Here is a 17,257-nt window from a genome sequence, read left to right on the forward strand (position 1 = left end):
GCGATAGGTCATTCTTTGACAAACGGGCATTACCAGCGGTCAGTTGCCAGCGGTGATAAATCAACAATACCGTTAACAAAACTGTACTCGCTCATAGTGTTATCGGTAACCTAAAGGCTAGTCAAGGCTGCAGCAGTTGGGTAAACTAGCAGCATTAAGATTTTGGTAAAACCCTATTTAAATCAAGCCGGTCGAGGACTCGACATTCAATATTCTAGATAAGATGAGTAAATTGCCCATGCAGAAAAACAGCCTTCAACCTTTGATGGTCAGTATGCTAATGATAGCGGGTGTCTCTTTGAGCGCTTGTAATGACTCAAACCCAAGCGCAGAAAGCGAAGCTTCGATGTCGTCAACCACTGAGGAGGTCGCGACCGAAGCGCCTACCGATTCAACAGACGCCGCCGATCTCGATGGCGCGGTCGCCAGTCAAGGAACCCCCATCAGCTATGATATGTCCAGTTGGGGCAGTTCCGAGGTCGAGCCAGTAACGATTGACGAGCTAGATAATATCCAGTCAACTTTTGGCTCAGTGGTTACCACCGACAAAAACAGCCTCGATTATGCCAGTAACCCGGCGACTAAGTACCGCTTTATGCAAGCTGATGAGCCGTATCTAGATATTATCGACTCGCAGAAGTATCTAGAGCTGGGCTGGTACTATGCCAATCCTACCGATACAGATAAAGAAAAAGAGCTCAGTCAGGCGCACGCCCAAAAGGCCTACACACTAGTCCGTCAGCTGATGGGTGATGAGGGTGGCCGCGTGCTCGCTGATATGCTCAACGGTCAAATCGTCAAAAATAAAACCGCAGGCGGCCAAACCATTGAGCTTGCCAAATGTGAGTTTTATAGCTGTATGATTATCTTTAATAAATCAAAAGCGCAAGCGAGTGCAGGCTAAGCGGTGAGCAGTATCGACAGTACTGACAGTCTAAAAAGTGCTGATAGGCTAAAAGAGGGCTGGTACGCGCTTTATCCGCCAGCAAATAAGGCGGCGATAGCCTCAGTAGATCCGAAACCAGTGACTATGTCGTTAGACAATCGCGGTTTGGCTTATGGCGATGGTTTTTTTACTACTATGGCGGTGCGCGATGGTCAGGTGCTGTGGGCGGACTATCATTGGCAGCGGCTAGCGAGTCATGCCGCAGCCCTGCAGCTTGATATTGCGACGCCACACTTAGTCTCTAGCCTAAAAGCTTACGCGCAGCAGCTACAGCAAGGGGTGATGAAAGTCATCGTCACTCGCGCGACCCAATCGCTACGTGGTTATAGCTTTGCTGCGGATGCAGCGGGCAATGCTTGCGAGATTTGGCTCAAGCTTATGCCTAGCGAGGGGCAAAGTGCGACTGATCAAAGCGCCACTCATAAAACAGCTGACTCTCACGATACCTTAGATACCTTACTGCTGCCAAATGGTGCTCCTGTTATTCAGCAAGCGCCGCGCCGCGCCGTTTGTCTGACTTCACAAATCGCTGTACTGCCGCCTACTTTGGCCGGACTAAAATCGTTAAATCGTCTCGATAATGTGCTGGCCAGTGGCGAGCTTGAGCAGATTAAGACCAGAAGCCCTGATGCCGGAATAGGTGAGGGCTTGTTACGTGATATGAGCGGGCAGTGGGTCGAGGGTGTGATGAGCAATGTCTTCTATCAGTTATCCGGCTCTCATATTACGAGTAGTGGTCAGCAAGAGGATGTTAACAAGGATAGAAACTATCTCACTGATGGCCAATGGTACACGCCGCCGATGACGCAATCGGGCGTGGCTGGGGTCATGCGCCAAGTGCTTATTGATAGTTTAGCTGAGACTGATAAGCCGGTTATTATGAGATCACTCACTGATAATGATTTGCCAAAGCTCAGTCAGATGTTCTTTTGTAATGCGGTGCGCGATGTCATGCCTGTATCGAAGCTTACTTTGCTATCGGGGCAGGTGGTTGAGTTTGGTTAATCACTTACTTCACTGCGAAAATAACAAACTGCGTATCAAGTCCATCATCAGGATATAACACAATATCCTCGTTTCTATACTTATCATTGGCTTGCGAAATTGCAGACGCACCATCTTCCGCGACTACTTCGACAAGTGCGCTCATCGTTTCGATTATCTCTACTTGATAAGTTTTCAATTTCTTTTCGGTTGTCATAACTGTTCTCGTCCTGGCTAGATAATATGCTTTTGATCCTAGCAAAGGCGAGAGCAGAGAATTGATCGTCTTTTGTTAACCCTGCTTGAGTCATAACGCTAATCGATCAATGCTAGTGTTTTTACCAGAGGATAATAGCAAAAATGGACTCAGTCTACGAAGATGAACGCATACCTTTACAAATCCGTCGTTTGATGATTTTTGATGAAATCTGCAAACTAGCAAAAAAACAGCCTGACGAAATCGTACACTTAGCGGGTTATTCGAAAATAGCACTCACTGTTACTTATTCTAAAAAAGATAAAAAATATACAGCGTTTGGTGGGTTGTTTAAGTATGCGCATACCCGTCAAGAGGTTATAGAACAAGGCATAGATAAGCTACCTCATGATGAATTAGTCATGTGTGCACTTACCGTAAAAAGACAAGCTTTTACTAAGGCTTCTCGTACGCCATTAGGACTATTAAAGGAGTGGAACAAGCATGTGAAAAACCAGTCTTTTGAATGTATCAAAGACAATATAAACACTTTTTTTAAAGTAAACGATGAATTAGAAATAGACTATCCGCCTCATAAGTTCTGTGAACGTTTAGTTGCAAGCGCCTATTTACCTCTTTGGGACAACCAAGATAGTTAATAGAGTTTCTGATAATAACCACGCCCCAAAAACTCAATAATGCCTTTATCACGTAGCACTTGCAGTTGCTGGCGAATTTTGTCCTTAACATGATTATTATCAGGGTGCTTGGCCTGTAGTTCATCTGCAAAAGCATAGACTTGTTTAAGGGTAAATTTATCATCAAGTCTGTCAATACACTGCCAAACATCTAGTGTCCAACCGCGCGAGTCCAACGATTGCTGACGTAAAAAAAGCGTTTTTTGAAATTGCTGCGTGACGGTATCGCGCGCAATGACGGTTCTATTCTTTGCCAAATAAACTTTGCCCGACTCAGGCACTTGGCTCAAATCAATATTACAGCCAACCCAGCCTGCACGTTTGGCAGTGGCTGCTAAAGGCTTACGCCTGATTATGATTTCAGGTTTAAAAAACTGCTTGGGAATGATTAAGAAGTTATTAACCGTAAACTCTGGCGAGTAGGTTAAAAAGAAAAAACTGGGATTATCGTCGCTATTGATACGCGCAAGCATAGTCTCATAAGCGCCATCATTGATGATTTGACTGAGCTTAGCTTTTTTACTTTTTAACTCAAATTGTTCTTTACAGTTCGCGCAATAAAAATCAGCCACAGGCTCATTATTAGCAAACTCAGCTAACGGTTGAGCGCTGCAGTTGGGACAGTAGCTTTGCTTAGCGACCCAATCTTCGCTGAGCACTCGTACAATTTGGCTAGGAGACTTATAAGCGCTGGCAAGCTGCTGATTAAAGTTTAAATCCATAATGAAACATCTTTATTAAACGGGGTCGATAGAAGAATAGCGATTAGCCATAAAACTTGCTACAAACCCTAAGATAATCCATAAGCTAAGCAAATACCATTGAAAAGCTTACGGTTCAATGCTAAATTCTAGCAAACTTCTGCCCTTTGAGTTGCCATGAGCACGCCGACCCCCGAAAACCCTGATAACAAGCCTAATGATAGCGCGGCTACTGAGTCAAATGCTAAGAGAGTCGACTCGTCACCCGTAGAGCCAACCGCTGAGCGTGACGCCACTGATGACCTAGACAAAGCGCCCGCGACCGATGTGTCGCTGATTAGTGGTGGCAGCAAACCGCGGCGCTACAAAAAAGATAATCCATCGTTTTTTATGCAACGCGGCTATCAGATATTGTTAGTGCTCGGGCTGATTGCCGCTTTCTTGCTAGTGATGGTCTATCAGACGCTATTTGGCCGTATCACGCAGCCGGCACAAAAAGTCACTATCGAGCAGGGCGATACTTATTATGGCTTGCTACCGCAGTGGCAAAAAGAGATTCCACTGTTTTCTGCCAGTATTGCCAAGTTGTATATCAAGTCGCAAGTCGATGCACCGCTGCACGCCGGGATTTATCCGTTACCTGAGAACCCAACGATTGCAGAAGCCCTGCATGTATTTGGTCAAGGCGCAAAAGTGGCGATGGTCAAAGTGCAAGTGATCGAAGGCAAGACCGCAAGCGATCTGTATCAGAACCTGCGTGACAATGAGGGTATCGTCAAAGAAGTGCTAGTTGAGGGTGCAGATAATGCCAGTATTGCTGAAGCGCTAGATTTGGCCGGAATACTGCCCGAGTCCGTGACCACGAGCGACGACCCTATCGTCAATCATAATCTTGAAGGCTGGTTTACCCCAGATACTTATTATTATGGGGAAGGCGCAACCGACACCCAAGTGTTGACTGATTTGTATAAGCGCCAGCAGCAGGCATTGACTGAGGCGTGGGAGAACCGCGCGCCAGATCTGCCTTATGAGAGCCCTTATCAAGCATTGATAATGGCGTCTATCATCGAAAAAGAAACCAGCATAGCCGATGAGCGCGCGCTGGTATCCGCGGTGTTCAATAACCGTCTAAAACAAAGCATGCGCCTGCAAACAGACCCAACGATCATCTATGGTATGGGCGATCGCTACGATGGTAATATTCGCCGTAAAGATATCGATGAAAAGACGAGCTATAATACCTATCAAATCGACGGCTTACCGCCAACGCCAATCTCCTTACCGTCGCCAGCCTCTATCGAAGCGACTTTGCACCCGGCAGATAGCGAAGCCTTGTACTTTGTGGCGACGGGCAATGGCGGTCATAAATTCACCAATAGCTTAAGAGAGCACAATAACGCGGTGCAAGAGTACCTCAAAGTGATGCGCGAGAAGAAATCACAAACCCCGCCTGGCGAGTAATAATAGCGCTCAATCAAGCTCAAATAAGCATAAAGATTGGCTTAGGATCATTTAAGGAATAATGTGACAACAACAGTAGGTCGGTTTATTAGTTTTGAAGGTACAGAAGGCGTTGGTAAGACGACCGCTATCGAAGGCTTATGCCAACGTTTGCAGGCAGCGGGTATCGACTACGTACGTACTCGTGAGCCGGGCGGTAGTCCATTCGCTGAGCGTCTACGCGCCATCTTGCTCGATCCGGCGACTGATATCAATGACGATACCGAGCTACTACTCCTCTTTGCTGCTCGCGCGGATCATCTGCAGCAAGTTATCCTGCCTGCACTGCAGCGCGGCGCTTGGGTGATTTGTGATCGCTTCACCGACTCAACCATCGCTTATCAAGGCTATGGCCGCGCCGATGGCGATCAGCGAGTATTAGCAAAAATCGATAGTCTAATCGCTCAGTTTATCTCGCCACTGCCAGAGCTGACGCTATGGCTGGATCTACCAGTGCTAGAAGGTATGGCCCGCGCTGGTAAACGTAGCAAGGCTGATCGCTTTGAGCAGCAGGCTACGGCGTTTTTTACCCGCGTTCATCATGGCTTTAGTATGCTGGCTATGCAGCACCCTGAGCGCATTGAGCGTATCGATGCCAGCGGCAGCAGCGATGAAGTGGGCGGGCGTATTTGGCAAACCGTGCAGGCGCGCTTTAATTTAGGCTAATCGCTTTTGCTAGGGTTTTCTTAACCAAGGACTCAATAAAAACGCCAACTCAAATCAAGGAGTTGGCGTTTTTTTATGCAAGCTTATAACAATCACTTGTCCTGATAAATAACAGGGTTAAGCACCAGTTATTTATCAGTACTGTTGTTAGCAGAACTATTGCTATCAGTACTACCCGGCAGACGGTTAGGGTCAAGCGAGCCTGACTTGGTCTTGGGGGCTTCCCCGCTGACATTAGTGCCAGTGTCAGTCTTAGTTGTCGCTTTGGCGTTATTTGACTTTACGCCTTTGTCTACTGTTGCTTCTACAGCTGGGGTAGCCGGTTTTGCGGTGGTTTTATCAGCAGCAGTGATTTTATTAGGAGTATTACCCGCCTTAGCGGCTTTACTCTCATGGACTTGAGAGCTGTTGTTTTCAGTGGCGCTGGCAGTTTTAGTACCAGCGTTGTCAGCGCTATCTTCCTTACCAGTAGCCGTGCTCGCTTCTTTATCAGCCGCTTGTGCTTCAGTATCGGCGGTCCCGTCTGCTACTAGCTCTTTTTCTTTACGTTTTTCAGGCGCTTTATAGCTGGCCTCAAAGTCTGCATCGGCTGCAGCACGCGCTTGTTCTTGCTTAGCTGTAACGTCTACTGGCTTTGGCTTGATGCCATCATCGACGACTAAGGCGATAAGCTTACGATCGCGCGGCACACTACCATCAAACTTATCAGTGATGACGTGTAGCTTACCTTCTTTATCGATCGTGTAGAGCGGTACAAACTGCTTGTTATCGGCCTTATACTGCTCATAAGTATAACTGTCGGTGATATTTGTGATCTTAATCTTGGCTTTTTTGGAGAGCATGCTCGCTAATTTGGTATAAGTGACGTCTTTGCCAAATAGCCACTGCGAGCTGAAGTTAGACTGTTTGTCATCGCGCTCGCTTTTGACTTTCTCTTCACTGAACTTGAGACGATACAGCTTACGCTCACCGAATTCGTGGCGATAATGAATCTCAGACAAAGTATTCATCTCTTTATCCATACTCATGGCAAACAGACGACCGATACCGATGAGATCAAGATGATGATCGGCGTGATCGGAGATAGGGTTACCAAAATAAGTTCGCAGCCCGCTCATACGTGCTTTGGCAATATTGGTATAGTTGTTATGAGCGACGATGACATCGAAGCCTTGCTCTTTTAAAGATGTCGCCACTAACAGCGCAATAGGGTTGGAGCCGACGATCAAGATACCGTTAGTTTCAGGCTCACGCACGCCCAATAAGTTACCGACGAATTTGGCTCCTAAGCCTTGAATCATCACCGTACCGATAATCACCATAAAGACTAAGGGCACTAATAGCTCAACGCCTTGAATATCATACTCTTGTAGACGAATAGCAAACAGTGAGGATATAGCTGCGGCGACAATACCACGCGGGCCAATCCAACTGATCATCAGCTTTTCATTGGTCTTTAGGTTAGAGCCAATAGCAGAAGCCCAAACCGACAGCGGACGCGCCACTAGCATCACAATCGCTAATAATACTAATCCTGCAAAACCGACACTGAGCAGGCTTGAGAGCTCAACCCGCGCGGCAAGGATAATAAATAGCACAGAGATCAGTAGTACCGTCAGCGACTCATTGAACTCTAGAATGGTATCGCGTGGGAATTTAGGCCAGTTAGCCAGTGCCACGCCTAGTACCGTCACAGTCAACAGCCCAGACTCATGCTCTAGATGGTTTGAGACCGAAAACAGCACCAACACAAAGGCTAAGGTAAAAACATTACGTAAAAACTCAGGTATCATGTGGCGGCGCATCAAAAAGGCGAGTACCCAAGCCCCTATGAGTCCTAAAGCAGTCGCTAGTACCACAATCTTCGCAAATAAAAGAATGCTGTTGGCTTGTCCGCCTGAGATGATATATTCATAAACCAAAACGACGGCAATAGCGCCGATAGGGTCAATGATGATACCTTCCCACTTGAGAATGTTGGAGATGGTCTTATTAGGACGGACGCTGCGCAGTAGCGGCATAATCACTGTCGGCCCAGTGACACAAACGAGTGCACCGAACAGTAGCGCAATCAGCGGATCGACATCGAATAACAGATAAGTTGAGAGCGCAACGATGGCGATAGTAATGAGCACGCCAACAGACACTAGCATCTGTACGACCGTACCATGCTGCTTGATCTCATCAAACTCTAAGGTCAAAGAGCCCTCAAAGAGAATGATCGCCACCCCTAAAGAAATAAAGGGGAACATCAGCTCGCCTAGCACCAAATCAGGATCGAAAATACCAAGAATAGGTCCAACGATAATGCCAATTAATAATAAAAACAAAATGGACGGCTGCTTTAAATACCAAGCTAGCCATTGGGCGGCAATGCCGGCGCCAACTACGCCAGATAGTAATAGGGCGGTATCCATAAATTAATCCTTTTTATAAACCTGTCACACATCACAGATTAGCGTCGGTTTAATACTGCCATAAAACGCTAATGAGGTTTTATTTTAAAGTTAAATTTTAGCCTGACCACAATCAACACGCCCTAGTCATAAAATACAATAATAATGAGTACAAACTCTAGCACAGGGGGACACTAAAATAACGGCAGGAATAATGGGGTAACCAATACGAATCATTTGACACTAGCTATTATAGAAAACTAAAAAGCCATTGTAGACCTTTTCAATGTAAGGCTTTTCATCAAGGGCATACAGTAGGGCATCTATGTTAATAAAGTACATCTACGCTTTTAATAAAGTACATCTAAGCTCATAATAAATATAAAAAGATGAAAGCTTACTTTTGTTTACCATAAATAGTAATCGGTTTATCATAATAGCATGATTTTATTTTTGTTGTATCAGCACCCGACCAAGCGGATAGTCATTCTTTAGTCATAAGAGCACTTATAGCCAAAGTGGCGGCGATAATGACTCAGCAACACCCTGTCAAACAACACTCAAACGACAATTAAATGACAATCAGACGACACTATGATTCAGGTAAAAATTACCTCATACTAATAGACGTTTTTATACGATAAGTTGATATCAAACACAAAAACCGCAAATAATAATACGAAGTTAGCACAAGGGGAAGAATATGCAGGAGAAAAAGGCCAATTATAACCTCAAGTCTTGGTGGCAGCGCAGCTTATTAGCTGTCGCGATAGGAGTCAGCGCCGCTACTATGAGTCCTTTAATGGTTACTCCTGCCCAAGCTGTGGTCGCTAGTACGGACTTCTCAGATTTAGTACAGCAAGTGACGCCAGGGGTGGCTCGGGTCAACGTAACGACTAATATTAGTGACGAGGAGCTGGCTCAAGCGCAGACGGCAGAGCTGCTACGTCAGTTCTTTGGTGATCGCCTGCGTCTGCCAGACCGGTCAGCCACGCCCGCTATCGAAAACGCTTATGGCACCGGATTTTTTGTCACTAAAGATGGGTACATGCTGACCAACCATCACGTTGTTGAAGGTGCTGATAAGATCACTGTGACGCTCAATGATCGCACTGAGTTAGATGCGGTGCTCGTAGGTAGTGATGAGCGCTCAGATGTTGCTGTCTTAAAGGTTAAGGGCAGTCAGTTTCCGGCTTTGAGCATTGGCGACTCCAATCTGCTAAAAGTAGGGGAGCCGGTACTCGCAATAGGCTCGCCTTTTGGCTTTGATTATTCTGCTTCAGCCGGCATCGTAAGTGCTAAGTCGCGCAGCTTTTCACGAGAGACAAGCGTGCCATTTATTCAGACGGATGTCGCGCTCAACCCTGGTAACTCCGGCGGCCCGCTCTTCAATAAACGCGGCGAGGTCATCGGTATCAACTCACGTATCTTTAGTGGTACTGGCGGCTACATGGGGCTATCGTTCTCTATTCCGATGAATGCAGCGATGGATATCTATGAGCAGCTCAAAACCAATGGTGAGGTGACGCGCGCTTACTTAGGTATTTATCCGCAAGATATCGATCGCAACTTAGCAGAGGTCTATCGGTTATCGCGGCCACAAGGGGCGTTATTGACGCGAGTATCGCCAGACTCGCCAGCGCAACGAGCCGGACTCAAAACGGGCGATATTATCTTGCAGTATAATAAGATGCCCATTATACGCGCTGATGATTTGCTAAACTTACTGAACCGCGCGCGCCCAGACGATCCTTTCCAAGTCCAAATCCAGCGTGAAGGTAAGCGCCTGATGTTGACCGGCAAGCTCAGCCGAGCGCCGGGTGATGTACAAGCGCAAAGCCGCGATAAGCAGAACAATGAAGTACAGCTCGGTCTGCGTCTACGCGACTTGACCACCGATGAGCAAGCACAGTTTGACTCAGACAGTCAGGTTGGTGTGTTAGTGACCGCCGTTGATCCTACCGGTTTGGCGGCGCGCTCTGGCATTATGGCAGGCGACATCGTCACTAATCTGCACCAAAAGCCGATTAAGACGGTGACTGATTTTACTAGCGCTATCTCCTCACTACCTAAGCAAGGCGTCGTGACTATTGAGGTTGTACGCCAAGGCATTCCCGCTATTATCGGTCTACGTATAGAATAGGGCTTGTTTGTCACTGTTAGAGACTCTTATAATGACAGCTTTTATAAGAGAAGCGCGTCATTTTAGTAAGGCTTACAAGCGAAGCTGGCTACAATGAACAGCTAGAATTGACAACTAGTCGCGCAAGTAAAATATGCTACACTATCGGGCATTTAGTTATACGTGCAGCTATTAGTAGCTATCAATCACAAATACGTTCAAACGATAACATTGGCTTCATATAAAAATGATAATGTTACCGCAAAAAAAACAGTAAGGCATGGTTATGAGTACAGCATACGACGATATCAAAACCCAATTACAAGGCTCTATGGTAGCCTTAGTCACGCCTATGCATCCTGATGGTAAGGTCGATTATAAGCGTCTCGCAGATCTCATAGATTGGCAAATCGAGCAAGGCACGCATTGCTTAGTAGCAGTAGGGACAACTGGCGAGTCGGCCACTCTATCCGTACCTGAGCATAGCGAAGTGATTCGCTTCTTCGTCAAGCATGTCGATGGCCGTGTTCCTGTGATTGCAGGTACTGGCGCTAACAGTACCGATGAAGCTATCAAGCTGACTCAAGAAGCCTCTGACGCCGGCGCTGACTGCGCGTTACTTGTCGCGCCTTACTATAATAAGCCGCCTCAAGAAGGCTTATATCAGCACTACAAAGCTATCGCTGCCGCAGTCGATATGCCGCAAATGCTCTATAATGTACCAGGGCGTACTGTTGTCGATATTAGTCAAGAGACCGTTGAGCGCTTAGCCGACATTGATAACATCGTCGCTATCAAAGACGCAACAGGCTCAGTTGGACGCGGTGAAGCGCTGATAAAAGCCGTCGGTGATAGGTTAGTGGTTTTATCTGGTGACGATGGTACTGCGCTTGATCTTATGAAAGTCGGCGCTAAAGGTAATATCTCAGTCACTGCCAATGTGGCACCAAAAGCGATGAGCGAGACTTTTGCCGCCGCCTTACGTGGTGATTTTACCGCTGCCAAAGCCGCTCATGACGTCATCGAACATCTTCACCGTGATTTATTCATTGAGTCCAGCCCTATCCCTGCCAAATACGCGCTACATAAAATGGGTATGATCGATAAAGGGATTCGTTTGCCACTCGTTTGGCTCGCTGAGTCGCATCATGCGACTATCGATAAAGCCTTGGTAAAAGCAAACTTAATCTAGTATTTACGCATCAGCTTGTGCAACAGTACAAACGCGTATTTAATGCTAGACACGCAGTCAATATCTAAGCGTAATCACCAATGAGCGCTAATGCTTAAGACAACACAGAGACACTATGATGAAAACATCATTACATATCCCAAAATCACACCTCTCTAAAATCACTCCGGCTCTGCTGACGGCTCTGTTAGGAAGTACTTTAGTGCTGAGCGGTTGCCAGTCGCTAAAAGAGTTTGTGGGAAAACGCGACAATGGTAGCTTGGACTATCAGCAAAGCCAAAAACTTGCGCCGCTACAATTGCCTGCCGATGCACAAACAGCGCCATTTGTACCGCTATATCCAACGCCAAATGCTGGGGTTAATACGCTCAATTTAGAAAACGAAGCGGGCAAGCAGTACCAATTACCAAAACCTCAGCGCACTGTGGCGACTACTGCAGCTACTGAGTAGATTATTTTTCATTCTATTATTTTTTAATCTAATAGTGTCTACATAGTCTGTTCAAAACCATAAACGCACGAAACGTTGTGTGTGCTGTTGCTATATCCCTTTGCCGGACGGCTAGCGTTCGGTGTTCAGGGCTTAGGTGTTATCATCAGCATGCTAGCTCTAGCTGTACTGATGCTTTTACATTGAACCGGCTATCACTCTTTTAGATATCTTATATAAGTTTGCAAGAACAGGACTCTTATCATGCAAAAACAACAACTTTTATACAAAGGTAAAGCCAAATCAGTCTATGAGACTGAAGATAACGATCTGCTCATCTTGCACTTTCGTGATGATACCTCAGCGTTAGATGGTAAGCGTATTGAGCAATTAGCGCGTAAAGGTGAGGTGAATAACCGCTTTAACAGCTTTATTATGCAAAAACTCAGCGAAGCGGGGATTGAGACCCATTTTGAGCAGCAGTTGTCTAGCGATGAGGTGCTCGTCAAACGTATGGATATGCTGCCCGTTGAATGTGTGGTACGTAACTATGCTGCCGGCAGTCTAGTGCGCCGTTTGGGATTAGAAGAAGGCCAAGAGTTGACGCCGCCGACCTTTGAGCTGTTTTATAAAGATGATGCGCTAGGCGATCCGATGGTGAATGAGTCGCTAGCCATCACTTTGAACTGGGCCACTGAAGATCAGCTCGCCAAAATGAAAGCTTTAAGCTATCAGGTCAACGACGTACTAAAAGCGCTGTTTGATCAAGGTGATTTGATCTTAGTCGACTTTAAATTAGAGTTTGGCGTCTTTCATGACCGTATTGTTCTAGGTGATGAGTTCTCACCTGATGGCTGCCGTATCTGGGATAAAACCACTAAGAAAAAGCTCGATAAAGACCGCTTCCGTCAATCGCTTGGCGATGTGATCGAAGGCTACGAAGAAGTGGCAAAGCGTATTGGTGTACCTTTAGACTAATGTCCAATACTGAGCTTTAAATACTGCGGTTAAATACTGCGGTTAAATACTGATATCACAATAAAAACTGAGCTTTAAGCTCAGTTTTTTTATGCAAAATTTTACTTAATTGTGCTCAAACTGTGACCGTTACAGCCCGCGATATTTCTTATAATAAGAGCTATTATTTGATGCGGATAAAAGCCTATAGTCTATTAAAGATAAAACTGTCATCAATTCAAATGCGCTACTGGTATACATTTTTCTTGCGTGCTGCTATCACAGAGGCTGCGGAAAACTCACCCCAGTAGCGCTATAACACTTTTAAATTGAGTTTACTATATCATGTCCAAAGCGAAGACGAACTCGATTATCCTAGAGCCTTCTTGGTTTGCTCGGCCAACTTGCGTAGTGGCAGCGGACTTGATTGGCAAAGTCTTATGCCGACGTGTAACTGACATAGATAGCGTACCAAAAGTACTGCGCGTGCGCATTACTGAAACCGAAGCATATATAGGAGAGCAAGACGGCTCAGTTGCCGCGCACTTAGCGAAAGGCAAGAAAGGCAATTCGCTAGCCGATATTATGTACGCTGAGGGCGGGGTCTTCTACACTTATCTGACGTATGGAGTGCATCTAATGCTCAATCTAGTCAGCGGTACGGCTGAGTCCCCAGAGTCGGTGCTGATACGAGCTGGGTTTTTGGCTGAGGATAGCGAGCGTCTGCTTGAAGAGCAAAATTTAAGTTCTGATAAGCAGCTCACTCATATCAAACAGTTTGCCGGGCCGGGTAAATTGACAAAGCGCTTGCAAATTGACCGTGCGTTATACGGCTCCTCGATTGCGCCTGAGTCTGGCGTTTGGATTGAGGATGATGGCTGTTTGCCGCTTGTATCGCTACGACCGCGTATCGGTATCGATTACGCAGGCGAGGCGGCAGACTGGCTACTACGCTATGTATGGACGGCTCATCCGTCACTATCAAAGAAGTAAACTATTTAAATCAAAGCCATTAAAAAAGACCATATAAACTAAGGATACATCATGTATAAATTGACTGTTTTTATCCCAGAGGAAGCGCTAGAGAATGTCAAAGCGGCGCTATTCGCTGCCGGAGCTGGCACTATTGGCAACTATGAGCAGTGCTGCTGGCAAGTCAAAGGAGAGGGGCAATTTATGCCAATGGCAGGTAGTAATCCGCATCTTGGTAGTCAAGATAAGCTTGAGAAAGTCGCTGAATGGCGTGTCGAGATGGTGGTTAAGACGTCAATGATAGCAGAGGTGATTAAAGCCTTAAAGCAAGCGCATCCTTATGAAACTCCTGCTTATGACGTGCTAGAAGTGTTGGATTTTTGACGACTAAAGGGGCTTGGTAGGTATAAAAAAAGGGTCAAATAGCAGCTAAATGCTTATTTGACCCTCAGCATCAAGACTGTATGGCATAACAGCGATGCAAAAGCGTATCACTCTATCTGTTATTTAGCTTGTACTTATTTAGCCTGTACTTAGCTTGTTGATCAGTCTTTTTCTATCTTAATGACATTTAGATTTGGATAGCTCAGCAGAATCTCATACTCTTGCGAGCCTTTTTTGGCCTCAATTTCAAACACACCGCGATTGTTTCGATCATCGAGTTCGATGTCTTTGACACGGTAGCCCATAGCGCTCACCTTTTTGATAGCGCGCTGCCTAACCGCTGAATAGCGACTTTCTTGTTTTATTCTATCTTCGACATCATCATAGCGCTTATTTTTTTTGTACTTCTTATTACCATTTTTATGGTCGTTATCTCGCCAGACTTGCTCCCATTGCTTTTTATTTGAATTGAGCAGTTTTAAATTGGGATAAGAGTAAGTAAGCTCGTAAGCCTGATTATTCTTTTTTGTATAGGCTTTGATCACTTGCCTACCGCGATAAGTATCGGGTCTGATATCCATTAACTGATAGCCTTGGCGGCGTAAGTCTTTACGTAGCTGTTGTCTGGCACGATTATAGTTGGCGTTTTTATAGCCATCATTGGCCTGATATATCGGCTGATTACCGTAGCCTGGACTGGCAACTGTACAACCAGCTGACATGCCAAGTAGCGTTAAGATAAGACTTGCTGAGAGTAGCTTTTTAAATGGGAGAGTAGAGGGTGTTTTCATATTTTTGGCTCCTGATCCTAGTAGCGACTTGTTCCTTATCGCTTAACAAATAGCTTTGAAACATTTTCTTACACCTTATAGTAGTTCATAAAAATTGATAATAAATGTCTTGTAAGTTATCAAGTTGTAAACAAAGCAACAGCTTCAGTAATGAAAACGAGTATTCAGTGATAACCGTATTGCCAAAACCCCTTTTTTCCTCAAAACTACTCAAAAACAAGCCTAATCATCAGGTGAATAATACTAACGGGACGGTGTAGGGAGTCTTAGCTATGCTATTTAAGCTCATTTTATATTCAGGCTTTGCCGGAGCAACAGTGTTCATTGGCGGACTATTGGCCAATTTGTTTAACCATCATGTCAAAGATAGTCCTGTTAAATACGAGATTACTCATACCTTAATGTCGTTTGGCGCGGGCATTATATTGTCGGCATTAGCGCTAGTATTAGTGCCAAAGGGCATGGAGGAGCTGAGCGTCTGGGGCGTGACAGGCTCATTCTTACTAGGTGCGATAGTGTTTATGGCTATTGACTATCAACTAGCAAAGTCTGGCGGACAGCAAGCGACGCTACTAGCGATGCTAATGGACTTTATCCCTGAATCGATCGCCCTCGGGGCAGTATTTGCTATTGAGCCACAAATGGCTGCGTTATTAGCGGTGTTTATCGGCCTACAAAATTTACCTGAATCTTTTAATTCATTTCGTGATTTGGTTCAAAGCGGTTTTAGTGTCAAAAAGACCTTGGCTATTTTCTTTGTACTCAGCTTCTTTGGCATACTATCAGCACTAGCCGGGCACTTTTTATTAAGTGCGCATCCTGACTTAACCGCTCATCTAATGACCTTTGCTAGTGGCGGTATCTTATATCTGCTGATTCAGGACATCATTCCTGAGAGCAAACTTGCCAAAAACTATCTGACGCCGCTTGGAGCCACATTAGGATTTTTAGTAGGAATATTAGGTGAAATGCTGCTCTGATAATACGGCTTTAATGAGGTAACTCGCTGTCTTTATTAAATATTAGATTTTGTCTTGTAAGCATATGCTTACAAGCATTGACGCTAACACCTCTTAACAGTTCGATTACATTTTGGCACTATAGTCACACGGCATCAGGGAATGTGACTCAAGGATTGAGTTAACCGTATTATGGATAATATTTCAGTGATCTACGTCAGGACGACAAAGATTAGTGAAGTAAGGATGCATAACCTGTGCTGATGGTAGCGATACCAGTAGCTAGTTGTATTTAGAGCAGGATGCTCTACTATTGCACTATACTTGATGTACTGCAAGGATGCAGTGGAATGAGTCGTGATAGGTAACAAGGATTGTTAAAGATAAGACCGCATAACAATGATTGTTATGCGGTTTTATAGTTTTTAGTTTATCGTTTCTAATTTATCGTTTTTAAGCTGCAGTTTTTCAGCTATATTTTCTAAGTAATTATTTCTAATTTTTGTCTTTAAATAATAGCTTTTAAGTTATTGTCTCTCAATTATTATTGCTAATTCTCTACTCTTGAGCTGCATGTAATCGCTAGTCAAAAGTTATCTACGAATGAGCAATGAGAGTTAACACCGACATACTAAAAACCGTATCGACCATCAGCCAATACGGTAAAGATAAAAATATCTATTCTATCTTGCAACTATTAATAGTTGTTTTCACGGCGCCAGTTGTCCACGTCACGCTCGGCATCCTCTTTGCTATGGCCATAACGTTCTTGTACACGGCCGACTAGCTTATCACGGCTACCTTCGATTTGGTCGAGGTCATCATTGGTCAACTCGCCCCATTTTTGTTTTACTGAACCTTTCATTTGGTTCCATTCGCCTTTTAGAGTATGTTCATTCATAGTGATTATCCTTGTACTAGCGGCTCATTCAGTAAAATAAAAGTCCTTCTATTTACCTATTTTTATAATATAGCCGATTAATGAGTTTATATTCTCTAGCATTCAATAGATCGCTATTAAGCGATGCATCAATAACTAGTGATTCTTACTATATAAATTATGACTCGCGCTGTCTGTATTAACGGTGTTTTTAGTGTTGCTCAACAATAATAAAGGCCGCAAATTTATTATGAGTATGTAACCTTTGTAAGAGTAAGCAAAATTAAAAGTAACCGTACGGCTGTTCTATTTATTAACTATGATATTTAGTACTCGTAAGTTCTAGTACTTTAAAAAGCGTCTTAATATACAACTTCTTATTCTGCAAAATAATCTCGTTAGACGGTTATTCTTTCTAGATCGTCATGATTTCTCTCTAACAGCTTCACTCAATGCCCTGCTAGCTTATCTTAGTAATCTGTT

17 protein-coding genes are annotated in these 17,257 nt (G+C 44.8%); 12 read left to right on the forward strand and 5 right to left on the reverse strand.

Annotated features, from left to right (window positions below; all coding sequences use genetic code 11):
* Nucleotides 1-223 precede the first annotated feature (223 nt).
* Together I3248_RS01775 and I3248_RS01780 are read left to right on the forward strand one after the other, a co-directional pair.
* Nucleotides 224-904 (forward strand): hypothetical protein, encoded by a 681-nt coding sequence (locus I3248_RS01775; protein ID WP_238062314.1) that lies wholly within the window; start codon nucleotides 224-226, stop codon nucleotides 902-904.
* Between the two features lie 3 nt (nucleotides 905-907).
* Nucleotides 908-1,951, forward strand: a complete 1,044-nt coding sequence (locus tag I3248_RS01780) for an aminotransferase class IV (protein ID WP_238062315.1) — start codon at nucleotides 908-910, stop codon at nucleotides 1,949-1,951.
* 4 nt (nucleotides 1,952-1,955) lie between these two features.
* On the opposite strand, the gene I3248_RS01785 is transcribed toward I3248_RS01780, so the two are convergent.
* The gene (locus I3248_RS01785) at nucleotides 1,956-2,147 is read right to left on the reverse strand and encodes a DpnD/PcfM family protein (RefSeq protein WP_238062316.1); all 192 of its coding nucleotides are present in this window, start codon (nucleotides 2,145-2,147) and stop codon (nucleotides 1,956-1,958) included.
* A 143-nt stretch (nucleotides 2,148-2,290) separates the two neighbouring features.
* Here I3248_RS01785 and I3248_RS01790 point away from each other — a divergent pair, with 143 nt between their 5' ends.
* Nucleotides 2,291-2,785 (forward strand): hypothetical protein, encoded by a 495-nt coding sequence (locus I3248_RS01790; RefSeq protein WP_238062317.1) that lies wholly within the window; start codon nucleotides 2,291-2,293, stop codon nucleotides 2,783-2,785.
* Here I3248_RS01790 and I3248_RS01795 read toward each other — a convergent pair.
* The gene (locus I3248_RS01795) at nucleotides 2,782-3,546 is read right to left on the reverse strand and encodes a DpnI domain-containing protein (RefSeq protein ID WP_238062318.1); all 765 of its coding nucleotides are present in this window, start codon (nucleotides 3,544-3,546) and stop codon (nucleotides 2,782-2,784) included. The genes I3248_RS01790 and I3248_RS01795 overlap by 4 nt on opposite strands.
* 156 nt (nucleotides 3,547-3,702) lie before the next feature.
* On the opposite strand from I3248_RS01795, the gene mltG reads away from it, so the two are divergent.
* Together mltG and tmk are read left to right on the forward strand one after the other, a co-directional pair.
* Complete coding sequence (mltG, locus tag I3248_RS01800) at nucleotides 3,703-4,986, forward strand: endolytic transglycosylase MltG (RefSeq protein WP_238062319.1); 1,284 nt, start codon at nucleotides 3,703-3,705, stop codon at nucleotides 4,984-4,986.
* A gap of 63 nt (nucleotides 4,987-5,049) precedes the next feature.
* The gene (gene tmk / locus I3248_RS01805) at nucleotides 5,050-5,691 is read left to right on the forward strand and encodes a dTMP kinase (protein WP_238062320.1); all 642 of its coding nucleotides are present in this window, start codon (nucleotides 5,050-5,052) and stop codon (nucleotides 5,689-5,691) included.
* Nucleotides 5,692-5,819: 128 nt separating this feature from the next.
* Here the strand turns inward: tmk and I3248_RS01810 are convergent, their stop codons facing one another.
* On the reverse strand, nucleotides 5,820-8,108 hold the full coding sequence (locus I3248_RS01810) for a cation:proton antiporter (RefSeq protein WP_238062321.1): 2,289 nt from the start codon (nucleotides 8,106-8,108) through the stop codon (nucleotides 5,820-5,822).
* A 769-nt stretch (nucleotides 8,109-8,877) separates the two neighbouring features.
* Here I3248_RS01810 and I3248_RS01815 point away from each other — a divergent pair.
* The 6 genes from I3248_RS01815 (at nucleotide 8,878) to I3248_RS01840 (ending at nucleotide 14,144) form a co-directional block, all read left to right on the forward strand.
* The gene (locus I3248_RS01815) at nucleotides 8,878-10,230 is read left to right on the forward strand and encodes a Do family serine endopeptidase (RefSeq protein ID WP_238062351.1); all 1,353 of its coding nucleotides are present in this window, start codon (nucleotides 8,878-8,880) and stop codon (nucleotides 10,228-10,230) included.
* 265 nt (nucleotides 10,231-10,495) lie between these two features.
* On the forward strand, nucleotides 10,496-11,401 hold the full coding sequence (dapA, locus tag I3248_RS01820; protein ID WP_025646689.1) for a 4-hydroxy-tetrahydrodipicolinate synthase: 906 nt from the start codon (nucleotides 10,496-10,498) through the stop codon (nucleotides 11,399-11,401).
* A gap of 115 nt (nucleotides 11,402-11,516) precedes the next feature.
* A complete protein-coding gene (locus tag I3248_RS01825) occupies nucleotides 11,517-11,852 on the forward strand; it encodes a hypothetical protein (RefSeq protein WP_051397499.1) in 336 nt (111 codons plus the stop codon).
* Nucleotides 11,853-12,095: 243 nt separating this feature from the next.
* Nucleotides 12,096-12,809: a phosphoribosylaminoimidazolesuccinocarboxamide synthase gene (purC, locus tag I3248_RS01830; protein WP_025646687.1), complete on the forward strand. Its 714-nt coding sequence runs from the start codon at nucleotides 12,096-12,098 to the stop codon at nucleotides 12,807-12,809.
* Between the two features lie 324 nt (nucleotides 12,810-13,133).
* Complete coding sequence (locus I3248_RS01835) at nucleotides 13,134-13,781, forward strand: DNA-3-methyladenine glycosylase (protein ID WP_238062322.1); 648 nt, start codon at nucleotides 13,134-13,136, stop codon at nucleotides 13,779-13,781.
* Between the two features lie 51 nt (nucleotides 13,782-13,832).
* Complete coding sequence (locus I3248_RS01840) at nucleotides 13,833-14,144, forward strand: YqfO family protein (protein WP_238062323.1); 312 nt, start codon at nucleotides 13,833-13,835, stop codon at nucleotides 14,142-14,144.
* Between the two features lie 161 nt (nucleotides 14,145-14,305).
* On the opposite strand, the gene I3248_RS01845 is transcribed toward I3248_RS01840, so the two are convergent.
* Nucleotides 14,306-14,935, reverse strand: a complete 630-nt coding sequence (locus I3248_RS01845) for a PepSY domain-containing protein (RefSeq protein ID WP_238062324.1) — start codon at nucleotides 14,933-14,935, stop codon at nucleotides 14,306-14,308.
* A 272-nt stretch (nucleotides 14,936-15,207) separates the two neighbouring features.
* On the opposite strand from I3248_RS01845, the gene I3248_RS01850 reads away from it, so the two are divergent.
* On the forward strand, nucleotides 15,208-15,915 hold the full coding sequence (locus tag I3248_RS01850) for a divalent cation transporter (RefSeq protein WP_238062325.1): 708 nt from the start codon (nucleotides 15,208-15,210) through the stop codon (nucleotides 15,913-15,915).
* A 676-nt stretch (nucleotides 15,916-16,591) separates the two neighbouring features.
* On the opposite strand, the gene I3248_RS01855 is transcribed toward I3248_RS01850, so the two are convergent.
* On the reverse strand, nucleotides 16,592-16,795 hold the full coding sequence (locus I3248_RS01855; RefSeq protein WP_025645532.1) for a CsbD family protein: 204 nt from the start codon (nucleotides 16,793-16,795) through the stop codon (nucleotides 16,592-16,594).
* Nucleotides 16,796-17,257: the final 462 nt, after the last annotated feature.

Origin of the sequence: Psychrobacter sp. Ps3, assembly GCF_022129275.1 — a bacterium.
Classification (GTDB): domain Bacteria; phylum Pseudomonadota; class Gammaproteobacteria; order Pseudomonadales; family Moraxellaceae; genus Psychrobacter; species Psychrobacter submarinus.